Genomic DNA, 15419 nt, shown 5'->3' with positions numbered 1-15419 from the left:
TATCCCTCAGTAATCAAACGCGCGAGCCGTATTGGCCGAAATCGCCGCGGCCAGCACGTCCTCGTCGAGGCCCTTCACCGCCGCCATCGCCCGCAGCGTGACCGGAATGAGATATGGCGCATTGGGCCGTCCGCGGTACGGCGCCGGCGTGAGAAACGGCGCATCCGTTTCGACGAGTACGAGCTCCGCCGGGGCGACGGCGAGCGCGTCGCGCAGCGGCTGCGCGTTCTTGAAGGTCACGTTCCCGGCAAAGGACATGAAATAGCCTGCCGCCGCGCACACTTCGGCCATTTCCGCGTCGCCCGAATAGCAGTGGAAGACGGTGCGCTCCGGGGCGCCCTCCTCGGCGAGGATCCGCAGGACGTCGGCGTGCGCCTCCCGGTCGTGGATGACCAGCGCCTTGCCGTGCCGTTTGGCGATCTCGATATGGGCCCGGAAGGAGCGCTCCTGGGCGGCCACGCCCCCGGGGCCCGTACGGAAGAAGTCCAGCCCGGTCTCGCCGACCGCGCGCACCTGCGGAAGGGCGGCCAGCCGGTCGATCTCGGTGAGCGCGTCGTCCAGCGCGCTGTCGCCGCCGGCGTCGCGCGCACCGTGCCGGGACCCCTGGTCGTCGCCGTGCACGATGCGCGGCGCCTCGTTGGGGTGCAGGGCGACCGCGGCGTGCACGCTGTCGTGCGCGGCTGCCGTCTCCGCGGCCCAGCGGGAACCCTTGATGTCGCAGCCCACTTGGACCACCGCGGTCACGCCGACGGCCGCGGCCCTCGCCAGCGCCTCGTCGACCGTGCCTTCCTGCATGTCCAGGTGGGTATGCGAATCGGCGACCGGCACGCCGAGCGGTTCGGGCAGCGGTGGTGCGGACTTCGAACTCATGGCGCGATCCTACGAGGCTCGCGCCCCCCGTCTCACTCCTGGTGGAACAGCCTCACTTGCGGTGGAAGGGGTGCAGGAGGTCGGAGAGGTGCCAGTGGTGAGGTTCGGCCGTCCGGGTCTTTTCGGCGCCCGCCACTTCGGGTATCGCCGCTTCACTCTCCAACGGCGGGCGCTCCACCGACTCGCGCTCCCGCGGCGCGGCTGCGGCCGGGACGGACTTTTTCGCGGCGGGTGCCGGCGACATCAGATTGCGCACTGAGGAGACCTGTCCGGACCGCATGATCCGTACGACATGTCCGCCGCAGTTGAGGCAGTTCGGACTCGAGAGCGGGGACGGCACTCGGGCGCCCGCGGCCGTATAGACGACAAATTCCTGGCCGGTGGCGTCGACGTGGTGCTCTATCTCGTAGGACTGCTCCCAACCGTGCCCGCAATGCATGCAGGCGAAGGCGTACGCCTCGTGGACCTTGGCGGTGCCTGTGATCTCACTCATGCCAGCTCCTCTCCACTGACTCAGTGGACGCCCATCCGGGCGGGAGCGCATCAGTGCCTGTCGATTAATGGTCCGGTCTTTGGTCTTCCCATGCAGAAAGGCTCAAGGCACGGTCTGCGCTTTGCTTTTTACGATAGTCCTTTACCCTCCGCAGGGACCGGCCGATCCGCATTCTTTGCCGCCACCACGGCATCGAAGACCTCGCGCTTGGGAAGCCCCGCCTCCGCGGCGACCGCCGCAATGGCCTCCTTGCGCCGTTCGCCTGCCTCCTCCCGCACCCGCACCCTGCGCACCAGCTCGGCCGGGTCGAGATCCCCGGGCCCCGACTCGGGAGCGCCCTCGACGACAACAGTGATCTCGCCACGTACGCCGTCGGCCGCCCAGACCGCCAGCTCACCGAGACCTCCGCGCTTGATCTCCTCGTACGTCTTCGTCAGCTCGCGGCAGACGGCGGCCCGGCGCTCGGCGCCGAACACCTCGGCCATCGCGGCGAGGGTGTCGTCGAGCCGGTGCGGGGCCTCGAAGTAGACGAGAGTGCGCCGCTCGTTCTCGACCTCGCGCAGCCGGCCGAGCCGCTCGCCCGCCTTGCGCGGCAGGAAACCCTCGAAGCAGAAGCGGTCCACGGGCAGCCCGGACAGCGCCAGCGCGGTCAGTACGGCGGACGGGCCGGGCACCGCCGTGACCTTGATGTCCTGCTCGACGGCGGCGGCGACGAGCCGGTAACCGGGGTCGGAGACGGACGGCATACCGGCGTCGGTGACCAGCAGCACCCGGGAGCCGCCGGTCAGCGCCTCGACCAGCTCCGGCGTACGGGCGGACTCATTGCCCTCGAAATACGACACGACACGCCCCCGCGTGTGCACCCCGAGCGCCTGCGTGAGCCGGCGCAGCCGCCGGGTGTCCTCCGCGGCCACGATGTCGGCGCGCTCCAGCTCGGCGGCGAGCCGGGGCGGCGCGTCGGCAACATCACCGATGGGGGTCCCTGCGAGTACGAGCACGCCTGTCGGGGGTCCGGGGGTCGTCCCCCGGGAGAGCACAGTTGTCACGTACGCCATCCTCGCAGGACCGGACGTACGACTCGCACAGCCGCGTTCCCTACGATGGCGCGGTGACCAGTACCGCGCCACAGACCCAGCAGGGCAAGGACGCCGATCAGCAGCCACCCGGCTGGCAGCAGCGGCTGCGCAGATTCGGCTACGTGCCCCGGCCCGTGATCGGGCTGCGCGAACGCCTGGTGCCGCCCTACACGCGCCCCTCCGAGCGGCTGTGGCCGGTCTTCGGCATCCCGCCGTCGGTCGCGAACCCGCTGCTGCGCTGGGCTGCCTGGGGCGGCCCGCTGCTGGTGGCGCTGGTCGCGGGCGTGCTGCGGTTCTGGAACCTCGGCCAGCCGGATGCGGTGATATTCGATGAGACGTACTACGCCAAGGACGCCTGGGCCCTGATCAATCAGGGGTACGAGGGCAGCTGGCCGAAGGACATCGACAGACAGATCCTCGAGACCCCGTCGAGCGTCCCGGTCCCGACCGACCCCGGCTATGTGGTGCATCCGCCGGTCGGCAAGTGGGTCATCGGCATCGGCGAGCATTTCTTCGGGTTCTCGCCCTTCGGCTGGCGCTTCATGGTCTTCCTGCTCGGCACACTGTCGGTGCTGATGCTCTGCCGGATCGGGCGGCGACTGTTCCGCTCGACGTTCCTGGGCTGTCTGGCGGGTGCGCTGCTCACCGTGGACGGACTGCACTTCGTGATGAGCCGCACGGCGCTGCTCGACCAGGTGCTGATGTTCTTCGTACTGGCCGCCTTCGGCTGCCTGCTCATCGACCGGGACTGGGCGCGCCGACGGCTCGCGGCGGCTCTGCCGACGGACGAGGAGGACGTGCTGCGCCCGGATGCGACGGTCGCGGAGACGCTGCGCCTCGGCTGGCGTCCCTGGCGGCTGGCGGCGGGCCTGATGCTGGGCCTGGCCGCCGGCACCAAGTGGAACGGCCTGTATGTGATGGTCGCGTTCTGCCTGATGACCGTCCTGTGGGACGTGGGCGCCCGCCGGACGGCGGGTGCGGTGCAGCCGTACCGGACGGTGCTGAAGAAGGACGTGGTGCCGGCCTTCGTCTCGACGGTGCCGGTCGCGATCGTGACGTACATCGCATCCTGGACCGGCTGGATCGTCACGGACAAGGGCTACTTCAGGAACTGGGCCGAGACGGACGGCAAGGGCGGCAGCTGGACCTGGCTGCCGGGCTGGCTGCGCAGCCTGTGGCACTACGAGAACGAGGTCTACGAGTTCCACGTCAACCTGACCTCCGGCCACACGTACCAGTCGAACCCGTGGAGCTGGATCGTGCTGGGCCGCCCGGTCTCGTACTTCTACGAGGACCCGAACGCGGGCACCAAGGGCTGCCCGGCGGACGCGGCGGACAAGTGCGCCCGCGAGGTACTGGCACTCGGCACACCGCTGCTGTGGTGGGCGGCCTGCTTCGCGGTCTGCTACATCCTGTGGCGCTGGCTGTTCCGCCGGGACTGGCGCGCGGGCGCCATCGCCTGCGGCATCGCGGCGGGCTGGGTGCCGTGGTTCTTCTACCAGGAACGCACGATCTTCCTGTTCTACGCGGTCGTGTTCGTACCGTTCCTGTGTCTGGCGGTCGCGATGATGATCGGCGCGATCCTGGGCCCGCCGGGCTCGGACGAACGCAGGCGGGCGATCGGCGCCATCGGCGCGGGGGTGCTGGTACTGCTGATCATCTGGAACTTCATCTACTTCTATCCGCTGTACACGGGGAGGCCGATCCCGGTGGAGGAGTGGCGGAACAGGATGTGGCTGGACACCTGGGTCTAGCGGGAACGACGGCGGGTGCGGCACCGGTTGGTGCGGCACCCGCCGTGGTCGTCCCCCGGCCCGGACGCCCAGGTCAACGGTGGGTTCTGGTGGACGGGCGCTGTTGCAGAGTGGTGACAGTGCGGGGATTGCCCGGCCGATCTTGATGGGTGAGGATGAGCACGTCGCCGCACAGCCGGAACCGAACAGGGCCGGACGGAAGGCGAGTTCTCGCGCCACGCACCATCCGGTAAGCCTCTCCGCGCTGCCCGATCAGTTCCACCCCGCACTGCCTCGTTCCTTTTGCGCTGTCCCGTACCACCTCTCATCTGCTTCACGTTGCCGCGGCACTTCGCCGCGCTGCTCCTGCGTTCGGCCGACGCCCGCCCATCCAGCGGAAGCCCGGCCCTTAGTCGATTCCTTGGGGGGAGTCCACCATGTCCGCTCGCTTCGCCTCCGCCGCGGCTCTCACCGTCGCCGCCGCCGTCGGCACCACCCTCGTCCCGCTCACCGCGTATGCCGCGCCGATGGCCTCCGGCAAGCCCCTCACGATTGAGCTGGGCACCCCGGCGCCGGCCGGACCGCTGGCCCGCGGCGGGGCCACCGAGACGTTCACGTTCACCGTGAAGAACTCCTCGGACAAGGCTGTCGACTTCCTGCCGTGGATGGTCGCCGACTCGGACGGTGCGAGCCCCGTGGCGTCCTCCCACATCGTCTTCGACGTGGAGCCGGTGAACGCCCCAGCGACGGACGACTACGTCATGCAGCAGGACGGCTCTGCGCAGGGCCTCTTCTACCCGGCCGGAAAGCAGAAGGGCGACCCGTTCTCGGTGCCCGCCAAGGGCGAGCTGAGCTGGAAGGTGTCCGTCGGCCTCGGCAAGAAGTACCCCTCCAACAACGGCAACCTGAAGCTGGACGCGGCCGACCTGCTCGACCACGCCCAGCGCGAGAAGGACGACATCCTCGTCTTCGAGACCAGCCCGAAGGTCGAGTCCGGTCCGGCCGGTCTGCGCCTTCTGTCCGACCCGAAGACGCCCATCAAGCCCGGCATGTACGGCCAGGTCTCCCTGATCCACCAGCTCAAGGGAACGGCGACGTTCGACTCCGACCTGGAGACGACGCTGGAGGTCGAGCAGGGCCCCGACGACACGCAGGCCGTCCCCCAGCTCGTGGTCGAGGAGCTCGCGGCCGACGGCAGCTACGTCAGGGCCACCCGGATCGACGGCCAGAACAAGTGGCAACTGTCGGACATCGGCAAGAACTTCATCATGCACCGCACCACCCTTCGCGTGAGCGTGGTCGACTTCAAGGGCATCCAGAAGCCGCTCAAGCTGAAGCTGCACGCGTCGAGCTCGCTGACCGAGGGCAACAGGACGCCGTTCCTGGGCGCGGACGGCGCGATCACCATCGCCCCCGAGCGCGTCCCCACGACGCCGGGCGGAACGCCGTCGGCGACCCCGTCCGCCACGCCGTCGCCCACGGCCTCGGCGTCCGCGTCCCCGACTCCGTCCGCCTCGGCCACGACCACGGCGACGACCGGCGCGAACACCCCCGTCACCACCACCGGTACGCTCGCCTCCACGGGCTCCTCCGACACCACCTGGTACGCGGCCCTGGCCGCCGCTCTGATCGGCGCCGGCGGCGTGCTCACCGCGCTGCGTCTGCGCCGCCGCTGAGGCGGTTGTTGGTGATCGTCGTCGGTCGTCGTGACAGGAGCCCCAATGCCCTCGGACAGACCGGCAGGCCGCCGCCAAGCACGTGGTGGGCCATCGGCTGACACCCTCACCTACGCCCCGCCCGGCGCGACGTGTCCCGGCGACGACCTGTGGTCGACCGGGATCCGGGGCTACCGCCGTTACGAGCGGACCGTGGTCATCGGGCACGGCGACAGCGCCTGGCGCGCCGCCTCCGACGCCGTCCTGCGCTGGGGCGTCAAGCGCCGTAGCGGCTTCAGCGTCACGCCTCTGGCGGGCGCCGGCGAACGGGTCACCGAGGGGGCCGAATACAGAATCACGGCGGCATGGGGACCTCTGGCTGTTCAGGAACCGGTCCGGGTCGTCGCCGTCGTCGACACCCCCGACAGGTGCGGCTTCGCCTACGGCACACTGCCCGGTCACCCAGTGTCCGGTGAGGAAGCTTTCATCGTGTGCAACGCCCCCGACGGCCACGTCACCCTGACCCTGCGTTCCCTGACCCGTCGCGCCCCCGGGGGAGTGTGGCGGCCCCTGTTCCCGCTGCTCCTGCTCGCACAACGCTCGTACCGTCGCCGATACCAGCGCGCCCTGCGACACCCCATGCGGCCCGTCCACGTGGCGCAGCTCTCATCGCTCGACCCTGCGACCGGCCGCCGCCTAGCCTCGTGACGTGCATCAACTCACTCTTCTCAAGCTCACGTTGGCCGTCATCCTGGTCCCCTACGGGGGACTCGGGGCGCTGTGGGTGATGCGCCGGGTCCGCGACCGCAGGGCTGTCGCGCGGCTTGCCGCCTTCGACCTCGATCCGTACTACGCGTACGCCGTCGCGACCGGCCACACGGCCGAGCGGCCCGCGGCGGCCGCGCTGCTGCTCAAGGGCCTGATCGTGCTCAACGCCAACGGTGTGGTCCGGCTGACCGCAGCCGGCAGGGACCTGGAGCGGACGCCCTCGCATCCCGTCGCAGCCCGCCTGCTGGAAGCCATACGGGAGCACGGCACCCCGGCCACGCTCGGCCATATCGACCGAGAAGCCGTACAGGTCCCGCCGAGCAGCAGCTTCTACCGCGCCTACGAGGACGGACTCCCGCGCTGGGTGCGGCGGCAGCACAGGCAGGAGGTGCCCTCCTGCATCGGCGCCCTGTTCGTGATCTTCGCGGCCGGGAGCGGGGGTTTTCTGATGGGGTCCCTGGGCGAGGTCTCGCCGCACGGGTTCCTCGGCTGGACGACGGTCCTCCTCGCCCCTCTCTCCATCGTCCTGCTTCTCGCCCTGCCCAGCGCGTGGCGGGCGATGCTCCCCGCGCCGGCCAGGACCGATCGGCTCGGTGACCGCTGCCGTTCCCTCACGCATCCGGCGCTCGCCGCGCTGGACCCGCGGCGAACGGAGCTCATGGACCGCAGTTTCGCCGACCGGGAGGCCAGGCAGGCACGAGGACGCAACCTGGTTCGTCTCCTGGCCGGCCTCCTTCGGAAGATCCGGAAGACCCGCCCTGGACCCGGCTGACATCCACAAGTGACTGTGAAGATGTCGATGGCGCCGCCCGAGGGACCTGACCCGCCGGGGTTGCCTCCCTCGGCGGCCGGCGGATCGAAAACCGTCGCAACCGGTTGAGACTCACCCCGCCCGGCCCGATCGTCGCGGTCCGATAACAGCCACAGCCCCCGTCACTCCTGTCCCGTAGAGTGCACGCGATGCGTCTCCTGAACACGCTTTTCAATAGGCAGGTCAAGGAGGTGCGCTCATGGGGGAGGGACCGCAGCAATGCGCAGTGGAGCGAAAGTCGCCGTCGTCGGCGGCGTGTTTCTGGTGGTCGCCGGTGGCGTGGGCTACGGCGGCTACAACCTGTACAGCGGGCTGACCGGCGGTGGTGGCGGTGGCGGGGCCGACACCAAGTCGGCATCGGCGCCCAAGAAGACCGGGCCGCCCAGTGCGGACGAGATCAGCGAGACCGCCAAGGACTTCCTGGCGGCGTGGGCCGGGGGCAACGCTCCGGAAGCCGCTCAGCTGACCAACAACGCCGCCGAAGCCGAGCCGCTCATCGCCGGCTACCGCGATCAGGCCCATGTCTCCGCCGCCGTGATCACTCCGGGTACGGCAGTCGGCGCGACGGTGCCGTTCACCGTCAAGGCGACGGTGACGTACGAAGGGCAGAGCAAGCCCTGGTCGTACGCCTCCGCGCTGACCGTGGTGCGGGGGCAGACCACCGGCAGGGCGCTCGTCGACTGGGCGCCGGCGGTGGTCCACCCGAAGCTGACGAAGGGCACCAGCCTCAAGACGGACCGGGCCTCGGCCCCGCCGATCAAGGCCGTCGACCGCGGTGGCCGGGAGCTGACGAAGGAGAAGTACCCGTCGCTCGGACCCGTCCTGGACAGCCTGCGCAAGAAGTACGGCGAGGACGCGGGCGGCACCGCGGGCGTGGAGCTGGTCATCTCGTCCGCGAACACCTCCACGCCCGACCAGACCCTGCTGACCCTGACCAAGGGCAAGGAGGGCAAGCTGACCACCACTTTGGACGCGGATGTGCAGGCGGCCGCCGAGCGGGCGGTGAAGAAGTACTCGCAGGCTTCGGTCGTCGCGGTGAAGCCGAGTACGGGTGAGATCCGGGCGATCGCCAACAACCCGGCGAGCGGCTTCAACACGGCGGTGCAGGGCGCGCAGGCTCCCGGCTCCACGATGAAGATCGTGTCCGCGACGATGCTGATGGACAACGGGATCGTCCAGGGCCCGGGCGCCAAGGTCGAGTGCCCGCCGACCGTTTCGTGGGAGGGCGTGACGTTCGAGAATCTCAAGAAGTTCGAGATCAAGAACGGCACTCTCAAGGACAGTTTCCGCCGCTCCTGCAACACCGCCTTCATCAAGGCCGTCAAGCCGCTCACCGAGAAGAACATCGCCGGTACGGCGCTGGGCAGCACCGCCCGTAAGTACTTCGGCATCGGCCTCGACTGGCAGACGGGCATCGTCACCGTCGACGGCAATGTGCCCGAGTCGGCGGGCGCGGAGACCGCGGCCTCGTACATCGGACAGGGCAAGGTCACGATGAACGCGCTCAACATGGCGTCCATCACCGCCACCGCGAAGAGCGGCGTCTTCCACCAGCCGGTGATAGTCCCGCAGTCCCTCGACCACCGTGAACTGGCCACCGCGCAGCCGCTGCCGGGCTCCATCGCGAGGGCGTTGCGCGAGATGATGAGCGCCACCGCGCAGTACGGCACGGGCCAGGCCGCGATGGCCGGGGTCCGCGGCGAGAAGGGCGCCAAGACCGGATCGGCGGAGGTCGACGGACAGGGCAAGTCCAACAGCTGGTTCACCGGATACGCCGACGATCTGGCGGCGGCCGCGGTCGTGCAGTCCGGCGGGCACGGCGGCGACGCGGCAGGCCCGGTCGTCGCCTCGGTACTGCAGGCCCGCTGACCCGCCGGCCGACAAGGCAGTCCCACGACCCTCCGGCCGACACGGCAGTCCCGCCGACCCACCGGCCGACACGGCAGGCCCGCTGACCCGCCGGCCGACCGGAAAAGCAGCTCGCATGGCCCGTACAACTACCGCTAGCGTGCGGGCCATGAGCAGTCACCACACCGACGCGCGCCCCCCTTTCGCCGAGGCTCTGCGCGAGCTCGCGGATCTCGCCCGGGAGACCACCGGCTACGCGATCGGCGACGTACCGCCCCTCGGCCATGCCACCAGGACCCGAGTGGCCGCCGACCGCGGACTGCTCGACCACGCCGTGGTGCGGGCGGCGGCGGGGACCCCGCGCACGGTCTTCCCGCTCGACCCCAGGACGCCGATCGCGCACGCGGGCGGCACGCTGGTGGATGTAAGCGAGCGCACGGCGTGACGGTTCTCGTCGCCGCGGCGGTCCTGATAGCCGCCGTCACACACGCCAGCTGGAACGCGATCGCCCATACCATCCCTGATCAGTTGGTCGCCTTCACACTGATCGCCGGCGGCGGCACGGTGATCGGGGCCGTGCTGGCCTGTTTCTCGCCGCTGCCCGAGGCCGGCGCCTGGCCGTATCTGATCGCCTCCGCGCTGCTCCACATCGGCTACCAGGCGCTGCTGATGCGGTCGTTCAGCCTGGGCGACTTCGGTCAGATGTATCCGATCGCGCGGGGCACCGCGCCCCTGGTGGTGACCGTGCTCGCGGCGCTGTTCATCGGCGAGAGCCTGAACGGCTGGCAGTTGGCCGGGGTGGTGCTCGCCTCGGCGGGACTGGTCGGGGTGGCTCTGTGGGGTATCCGGGGCTCGGGTACCCGCCCGCACTGGCCCGCGTTGCTCGCCGCGCTGGCGACCGGTCTGTCGATCGCCGCCTACACGGTCGTGGACGGTGCGGGCGTACGCACGTCGGGCACGCCGCTCGGCTATATCGCCTGGCTGATGATCCTGGAGGGGTCGCTGATCCCGGCGTACACGCTCTATGTCCACCGGGGCGGTCTGCTCGCCAAGCTGCGCCCGTACGCGGCGCGCGGACTGCTCGGCGCGGTGCTGTCCATCGCCGCGTACTCGTTGGTGCTGTGGGCGCAGACCCGAGCGCCGCTCGCTCCGATAGCGGCGCTGCGCGAGTCGTCGATCATCGTCGGCGCGGCGATCGGGGCGCTCTTCTTCAAGGAACGGTTCGGTGCGCCGAGGATCGCGGCGGCGGGGCTGATGGTGGTGGGCATCGGCCTGATGCTGCGGGCGGGCTGAGCAGGTGGGCCCGCCCGCCCGGAGACGCTTCCGCATCGTGTGGCCCGACGGCGGCGCCCGTACGGCCCTGACCAGGGCATATGAGCCCCGGGCGAACCGCGCGGGGCGCTGCGGCGTCCATGCGGGGCATGGGGATGATCGCGCACCGAATACGTCAGCTGCTCCGCTTCGGCCTGCTGCAGGCCCGCTGCTGCGCCTTCGCCGTCGCGCTCGTCGGCGGCATCGCCGTCTCGGGCCTGCTGCCCGAACTGCCCGTCGCGCGCTACGACCTGGTGCTGGTCTACGGGATCCTGCTCGCGGTGGCCGCCAGAAGGCTCGGCTGGGACAGCGCACGCGACACGGCTGTGATCGCCGGCTGCCATCTCATCGGGCTGCTCTTCGAACTGGTCAAAGTGCGGATGGGGTCCTGGAGTTATCCGGAGGAGGCGATGACCAAGGTCGCGGGTGTGCCGCTGTACGGCGGTTTTCTCTACGCGGCCGTGGGCAGTTACGTCTGCCGCGCCTGGCACTTGTTCGAACTTCGCCTGGACGGTTACCGGCCCCGGATCATGGCGGCGCTCGCCGGTGCCGTCTATCTGAACTTCTTCAGCCATCACTGGCTGCCCGACCTCCGCTGGGCGCTGGCCGCGACGCTGCTGTGTGCGACCGCCGGGACCTGGGTGCACTACCGGGTGGGGATCCAGGAGCACCGTATGCCGCTCGCTCTGTCGTTCGTTCTCATCGGGTTCTTCCTCTGGGTCGCCGAGAACATCGCGACATACGCGGGCGCCTGGAGCTACCCCGACCAGCTGACCGGCTGGCAGCCGGTGTCCCCGGCGAAGTTCGGGGCATGGGCGCTGCTGATCACCGTCACCTTCGTGCTGGCGGCCGGGCAGCGTCGCGCGGCACCCCGGTTGTCATAGGCGGCGCGGCTCATGGCGCTGTTCATAGCGCCGAACGTACCGCCCTGATCAGCGCCTGGGCCCGCGGATCGGCGGTAACTCCCTTGCGCATGCCGTTGGTTGCGTAACCGAGCGCGATGCCCGACTCCGGGTCGGCGAAGCCGAGCGATCCCCCGCGGCCCGGGTGGCCGAAGGAGCCGGGGCCGAGCAGCGGGCAGGCCGGGCCGTGCAGCATGAAGCCGAGGCCGAAACGGGTGGGCACGACCAGAACGCGGTCCGGGCCCGTGGACTCCTCGGTACGGGCCAGGGTCACGGTGGCCGGGGCGAAGAGCCGCGGTCCGCCGTCGACCACACCGATCGTCGCCGCGTAGAAGCGGGCGAGCGCGCGGGCGGTGGATATGCCGTTGGAGGCGGGGAGTTCGGCGGCCTGGTACGCCGGGTCGTTCTCGTCCGGGAGCGGGTCGATCGCTCCGAAGGCGCGGCGGGTGAGCGACTCGGGGTCGCCGTAGGCCTCGGACACCGCACGCTTGGGGCGCAGTTTGAGGCCGCCGCCGTCCGCCGTGGCCGGCTCCTCGACGGGGCCGGTCCGGCCCACCCGGTGGGCCTCCTCCTGCGGCAGCCCGATCCAGAAGTCCAGGCCGAGCGGGCGCGCGATCTCCTCGGCGACCCAGCGGCCGATCGTCCTGCCGGTGACCCGGCGCACCAGTTCGCCGAGCAGCCAGCTGTAGGTCTGCGCGTGGTAGCCGTGGTCCGTGCCGGGCTCCCAGGCCGGGCGCTGTGCGGCGAGCGCGGCCGGCCCGCTCACGCCGTCCGCGGCCTCGGCCGGGGTGAGCGGGCGGTCGAGGACCGGCAGCCCGGCGCGGTGCGAGAGGAGCTGGCGTACGACCACCCGCTCCTTGCCGGCCGCCTTGAACTCCGGCCAGTACGTGCCGACCGGGGCGTCGAGGTCGATCTGGCCGCGCTGGTGGAGCAGGAGCAGCACGGCCGCCGCGACGCCCTTGGTGGCGGAGCGGACGACCTGTGCGGTGTCCACGGCCCACGGCGCGCGGCCGTCCACGTCGCGGCTGCCCGCCCACAGATCGACGACCTTGCGCCCGTCCCGGTAGACGGCGACGGCCGCGCCGCGCTCGCCGCGCTGCTCGAAGTTGCGTATGAAGGCGTCGTGGACCGGCTCGAAGCCTTCTGCCACCGTGCCCCGGACGTCCACCGCGCCTGCTCTCCCGCTCATCCCCCCATGGTGCAGGGTGGTCCGGACCACCCGACCCGCGGGTCGGCCCAGCGCGGATCGGGCAGGGTCAGCTCAGCATGATCGACACGTCGATGTTGTCGCGGGTCGCGTGGGAGTACGGGCAGACCTGGTGCGCCGCCGCCGTACCGTCGGTGTTCTCGTTCACGAGCCCATGGTCACGGACTTCGGGTCGAACCCGAACGGGAGCTCCAGGCGGTGGGCCCGCATCAGTTCCTCGTCGCCCAGCAGGTCCTGGGTGCGCCCGTCCGCCGCGATCACACCTTCGCTGAGGATCACCGAGCGCGGACAGAGCTCCAGCGCGTACGGGAGGTCGTGCGTGACCATCAGTACGGTGACGTCCAACGATCGCAGGATGTCGGCGAGTTCGCGCCGCGAGGCCGGGTCGAGGTTGGACGAGGGCTCGTCGAGGACCAGGATCTCCGGCTCCATGGCCAGCACCGTGGCGACCGCGACGCGGCGGCGCTGGCCGAAGGAGAGGTGGTGCGGCGGCCGGTCGGCGAACCGGGCCATGCCGACCTGCGTGAGGGCCGAGACGACCCGGGCCTCGAGCTCCGCGCCGCGCATGCCCGCCGCGGCCGGCCCGAAGGCCACGTCCTCCCGGACCGTCGGCATGAACAGCTGGTCGTCCGGGTCCTGGAAGACGATGCCGACCCGGCGGCGGATCTCGGCGAGGTTCGCCTTGGCGACCGGCAGGCCCGCGACCGACACCGAGCCCACGCCGCCCGCCAGAATGCCGTTGAGATGCAGCACGAGCGTGGTCTTGCCCGCGCCGTTGGGGCCGAGCAGGGCGACCCGCTCGCCGCGTCCGACCGTGAGGTCGACGCCGAACAGGGCCTGGTGGCCGTCGGGGTAGGCGTAGGCGAGGCCGGAGACTTCCAAGGACAGGGACGCGGTCATAGGGTCCAGCCAAGCAGACAGACCGCGAGGGCGGTCAGCGGGAGTGCGGCGACGGAGGTCCACTGCGCACGGGTCGCGGTCACCTCGTCGATGACCGGCATGGTCCCGGTGTATCCCCGGCTCATCATCGCCAGGTGGACCCGCTCGCCGCGCTCGTAGGAGCGGATGAAGAGCGCTCCGGCGGACTTGCCGAGGACGCCCCAGTGGCGCACACCGCGCGCCTCGAATCCGCGCGACCTGCGCGCGATCGACATACGGCGCATCTCGTCGGTGATGACATCGCCGTAACGGATCATGAAGGACGCGATCTGGACGAGCATCGGCGGCAGCTTGAGCCGCTGCAGACCGAGCAGCAGGGAGCGCAGCTCGGTCGTCGAGGCGAGGATCACGGAGGCGGCGACGCCGAGCGTGGCCTTGGCGAGGACGTTCCAGGCGCCCCACAGACCGGGGACGCTCAGGGGGATGCCGAGTACGGACACCTGCTCGCCCGGGACCACGAAGGGCATGAGGACCGCGAAGGCCACGAACGGGATCTCGATGAGCAGCCGGCGCAGCAGAAATCCGGCGGGGATGCGCGCCAGCCCTGCGACCGCGGCGAGCAGCGCCGCGTACAGCCCGAAGGCCCAGACCGCCTCACGCGGCGTGGAGACCACCACCAGCACGAAGCAGAAGACGGCGGCGAGTTTGCAGTGCGGAGGAAGGTCGTGGACCGGCGAGTGCCCGTGCCGGTAGAGCTTGTGGGCGTGGCCCGCGCCCACGTCAGACCGATTCCGGTACGCGGGTGGGCGTGGCGTCCGTCGTGCCGCGGCGGCGCAGGGACCAGAAGATGCCGGTGCCCGCGACGACCGTGACGCCGACGCCGATCACACCCGCGAGGCCGCCGGAGATCCGGGCGTCGGAGATGTCCTTGACGCCGTAGTCGGCGAGCGGGGAGTCCTTGGCGGCGTGCTCCTCGACGTTCTTGTCGATGCCCTTGTCGGCGGCGACCTTCTCCAGGCCGTCGGGGCTCGCGGAGGCATGGAAGGAGACAAAGCCCGCGAGGACGAGGGCGGTGACCAGACCGGTCGCCCAGACCGCGCGCGGCGACCGGGCGGCGACCGGGACGGGGGCGGGCTCGGCGTCGACCAGCTCGCCGCCGACGCGCAGCTTCAGCGGAGCGGTCAGTGCCCGGGCTCCGTACACCAGATCCGGTCGCACGGCGACGACGGCGCCGACCGTCAGCATGGTGATCACGGCCTCGCCGATGCCGATCAGGACATGGACGCCGACCATCGCGGTCAGCACCTTTGAGACGGGGACGTCGGTGGTCCCGCCGATCGCGTAGATCGCGGTGAAGACGCAGGCCGCGGCCGGTACGGATATCAGCGCGGCGGCGAAGGAGGCGACGGTGACCGAACGGCGTTTCCGCGGCAGCACCTTCACCAGGCCGCGGAAGAGCCCGTAGGCGACGACGACCGTGACCACGCCCATGACGGTGATGTTCACGCCGAGCGCGGTGAGGCCGCCGTCCGCGAAGAGGATGCCCTGCATCAGCAGGACGACGGATACGCAGAGCACACCCGTGTACGGGCCGACCAGGATGGCCGCGAGCGCGCCGCCGAGCAGATGTCCGCTGGTGCCGGCCGCGACGGGGAAGTTCAGCATCTGTACGGCGAAGATGAAGGCGGCGACCAGGCCGGCCAGCGGCGCGGTGCGCTCTCCCCCACCCTCGGCGTGGGAGGTACCCCCGAGCTCACGGCGGGCGCCGCGCAGGCTGACGGCGACAGCACCGGCGGCGACGACTCCGGCGGCTACCGACACAGGTGCGTTGATAAATCCGTCGGGCACATGCATGGAGGACTCCGC

14 protein-coding genes and 1 pseudogene are annotated in these 15419 nt (G+C 70.7%); 8 read left to right on the top strand and 7 right to left on the bottom strand.

All coding sequences use genetic code 11. From position 1 onward, the window contains the following. Positions 1–6 precede the first annotated feature (6 nt). The 3 genes from ACWDZ6_RS18205 to rsmI all read right to left on the bottom strand — a co-directional run bounded on the left by ACWDZ6_RS18205 (position 7) and on the right by rsmI (position 2409). Positions 7–870 carry a TatD family hydrolase gene (locus tag ACWDZ6_RS18205; RefSeq protein ID WP_451503668.1) on the bottom strand — a complete coding sequence of 288 codons (864 nt, stop codon included), beginning with the start codon at positions 868–870 and terminating at the stop codon, positions 7–9. Positions 871–922: 52 nt separating this feature from the next. Next, positions 923–1363: a hypothetical protein gene (locus ACWDZ6_RS18200; RefSeq protein WP_451503667.1), complete on the bottom strand. Its 441-nt coding sequence runs from the start codon at positions 1361–1363 to the stop codon at positions 923–925. Between the two features lie 128 nt (positions 1364–1491). Then, positions 1492–2409: a 16S rRNA (cytidine(1402)-2'-O)-methyltransferase gene (gene rsmI, locus ACWDZ6_RS18195; protein ID WP_366731549.1), complete on the bottom strand. Its 918-nt coding sequence runs from the start codon at positions 2407–2409 to the stop codon at positions 1492–1494. A gap of 62 nt (positions 2410–2471) precedes the next feature. Between rsmI and ACWDZ6_RS18190 the strand changes: the two genes are divergently transcribed. From ACWDZ6_RS18190 to ACWDZ6_RS18155, 8 genes and pseudogenes are all read left to right on the top strand, one after another. After that, the gene (locus ACWDZ6_RS18190; RefSeq protein ID WP_451503666.1) at positions 2472–4193 is read left to right on the top strand and encodes a dolichyl-phosphate-mannose--protein mannosyltransferase; all 1722 of its coding nucleotides are present in this window, start codon (positions 2472–2474) and stop codon (positions 4191–4193) included. 416 nt (positions 4194–4609) lie between these two features. Then, entirely contained in the window at positions 4610–5848 is a 1239-nt protein-coding gene (locus ACWDZ6_RS18185) for an LPXTG cell wall anchor domain-containing protein (RefSeq protein WP_451503665.1), read from the top strand. Positions 5849–5893: 45 nt separating this feature from the next. Beyond that, the gene (locus ACWDZ6_RS18180; RefSeq protein ID WP_451503664.1) at positions 5894–6535 is read left to right on the top strand and encodes a DUF1990 family protein; all 642 of its coding nucleotides are present in this window, start codon (positions 5894–5896) and stop codon (positions 6533–6535) included. Position 6536: 1 nt separating this feature from the next. Continuing rightward, positions 6537–7367, top strand: coding sequence for a hypothetical protein (locus ACWDZ6_RS18175; protein WP_451503663.1), 831 nt, complete (start codon positions 6537–6539; stop codon positions 7365–7367). A gap of 258 nt (positions 7368–7625) precedes the next feature. After that, positions 7626–9275, top strand: coding sequence for a penicillin-binding transpeptidase domain-containing protein (locus tag ACWDZ6_RS18170; RefSeq protein ID WP_451503662.1), 1650 nt, complete (start codon positions 7626–7628; stop codon positions 9273–9275). 205 nt (positions 9276–9480) lie between these two features. Then, positions 9481–9699: pseudogene (locus ACWDZ6_RS18165) on the top strand (YbaK/EbsC family protein); the annotation flags it as partial. Next, a complete protein-coding gene (locus ACWDZ6_RS18160) occupies positions 9696–10547 on the top strand; it encodes an EamA family transporter (RefSeq protein ID WP_451503661.1) in 852 nt (283 codons plus the stop codon). The pseudogene ACWDZ6_RS18165 and the gene ACWDZ6_RS18160, both read left to right, overlap by 4 nt. A gap of 128 nt (positions 10548–10675) precedes the next feature. Continuing rightward, positions 10676–11449 carry a DUF817 domain-containing protein gene (locus tag ACWDZ6_RS18155; RefSeq protein WP_451503660.1) on the top strand — a complete coding sequence of 258 codons (774 nt, stop codon included), beginning with the start codon at positions 10676–10678 and terminating at the stop codon, positions 11447–11449. A 22-nt stretch (positions 11450–11471) separates the two neighbouring features. Here ACWDZ6_RS18155 and ACWDZ6_RS18150 read toward each other — a convergent pair whose 3' ends face one another. The 4 genes from ACWDZ6_RS18150 to ACWDZ6_RS18135 all read right to left on the bottom strand — a co-directional run bounded on the left by ACWDZ6_RS18150 (position 11472) and on the right by ACWDZ6_RS18135 (position 15407). Beyond that, positions 11472–12635, bottom strand: coding sequence for a serine hydrolase domain-containing protein (locus ACWDZ6_RS18150; RefSeq protein ID WP_451503754.1), 1164 nt, complete (start codon positions 12633–12635; stop codon positions 11472–11474). A gap of 183 nt (positions 12636–12818) precedes the next feature. Next, positions 12819–13574 carry an energy-coupling factor ABC transporter ATP-binding protein gene (locus tag ACWDZ6_RS18145; protein ID WP_326650496.1) on the bottom strand — a complete coding sequence of 252 codons (756 nt, stop codon included), beginning with the start codon at positions 13572–13574 and terminating at the stop codon, positions 12819–12821. Next, positions 13571–14332 carry a cobalt ECF transporter T component CbiQ gene (gene cbiQ, locus ACWDZ6_RS18140; protein ID WP_451503659.1) on the bottom strand — a complete coding sequence of 254 codons (762 nt, stop codon included), beginning with the start codon at positions 14330–14332 and terminating at the stop codon, positions 13571–13573. The genes ACWDZ6_RS18145 and cbiQ overlap by 4 nt, the downstream gene beginning before the upstream one ends. 1 nt (position 14333) lies before the next feature. After that, complete coding sequence (locus ACWDZ6_RS18135) at positions 14334–15407, bottom strand: energy-coupling factor ABC transporter permease (protein WP_451503658.1); 1074 nt, start codon at positions 15405–15407, stop codon at positions 14334–14336. Between the last annotated feature and the right edge of the window lie 12 nt (positions 15408–15419).

The sequence above is a fragment of the Streptomyces sp. NPDC002926 genome, from assembly GCF_053591755.1.
This window is presented reverse-complemented; position numbering and strand designations above follow the sequence as displayed.

What these genes read in the sequence shown, in the direction of transcription:
- ACWDZ6_RS18200 (WP_451503667.1), bottom strand. Translation starts at nt 1,363, where the DNA reads ATGAGTGAGATCACAGGCACCGCCAAGGTCCACGAGGCGTACGCCTTC.
- ACWDZ6_RS18135 (WP_451503658.1), bottom strand. Translation starts at nt 15,407, where the DNA reads ATGCATGTGCCCGACGGATTTATCAACGCACCTGTGTCGGTAGCCGCC.
- ACWDZ6_RS18145 (WP_326650496.1), bottom strand. Translation starts at nt 13,574, where the DNA reads ATGACCGCGTCCCTGTCCTTGGAAGTCTCCGGCCTCGCCTACGCCTAC.
- ACWDZ6_RS18170 (WP_451503662.1), top strand. Translation starts at nt 7,626, where the DNA reads ATGCGCAGTGGAGCGAAAGTCGCCGTCGTCGGCGGCGTGTTTCTGGTG.
- ACWDZ6_RS18205 (WP_451503668.1), bottom strand. Translation starts at nt 870, where the DNA reads ATGAGTTCGAAGTCCGCACCACCGCTGCCCGAACCGCTCGGCGTGCCG.
- ACWDZ6_RS18185 (WP_451503665.1), top strand. Translation starts at nt 4,610, where the DNA reads ATGTCCGCTCGCTTCGCCTCCGCCGCGGCTCTCACCGTCGCCGCCGCC.
- ACWDZ6_RS18180 (WP_451503664.1), top strand. Translation starts at nt 5,894, where the DNA reads ATGCCCTCGGACAGACCGGCAGGCCGCCGCCAAGCACGTGGTGGGCCA.
- ACWDZ6_RS18155 (WP_451503660.1), top strand. Translation starts at nt 10,676, where the DNA reads ATGGGGATGATCGCGCACCGAATACGTCAGCTGCTCCGCTTCGGCCTG.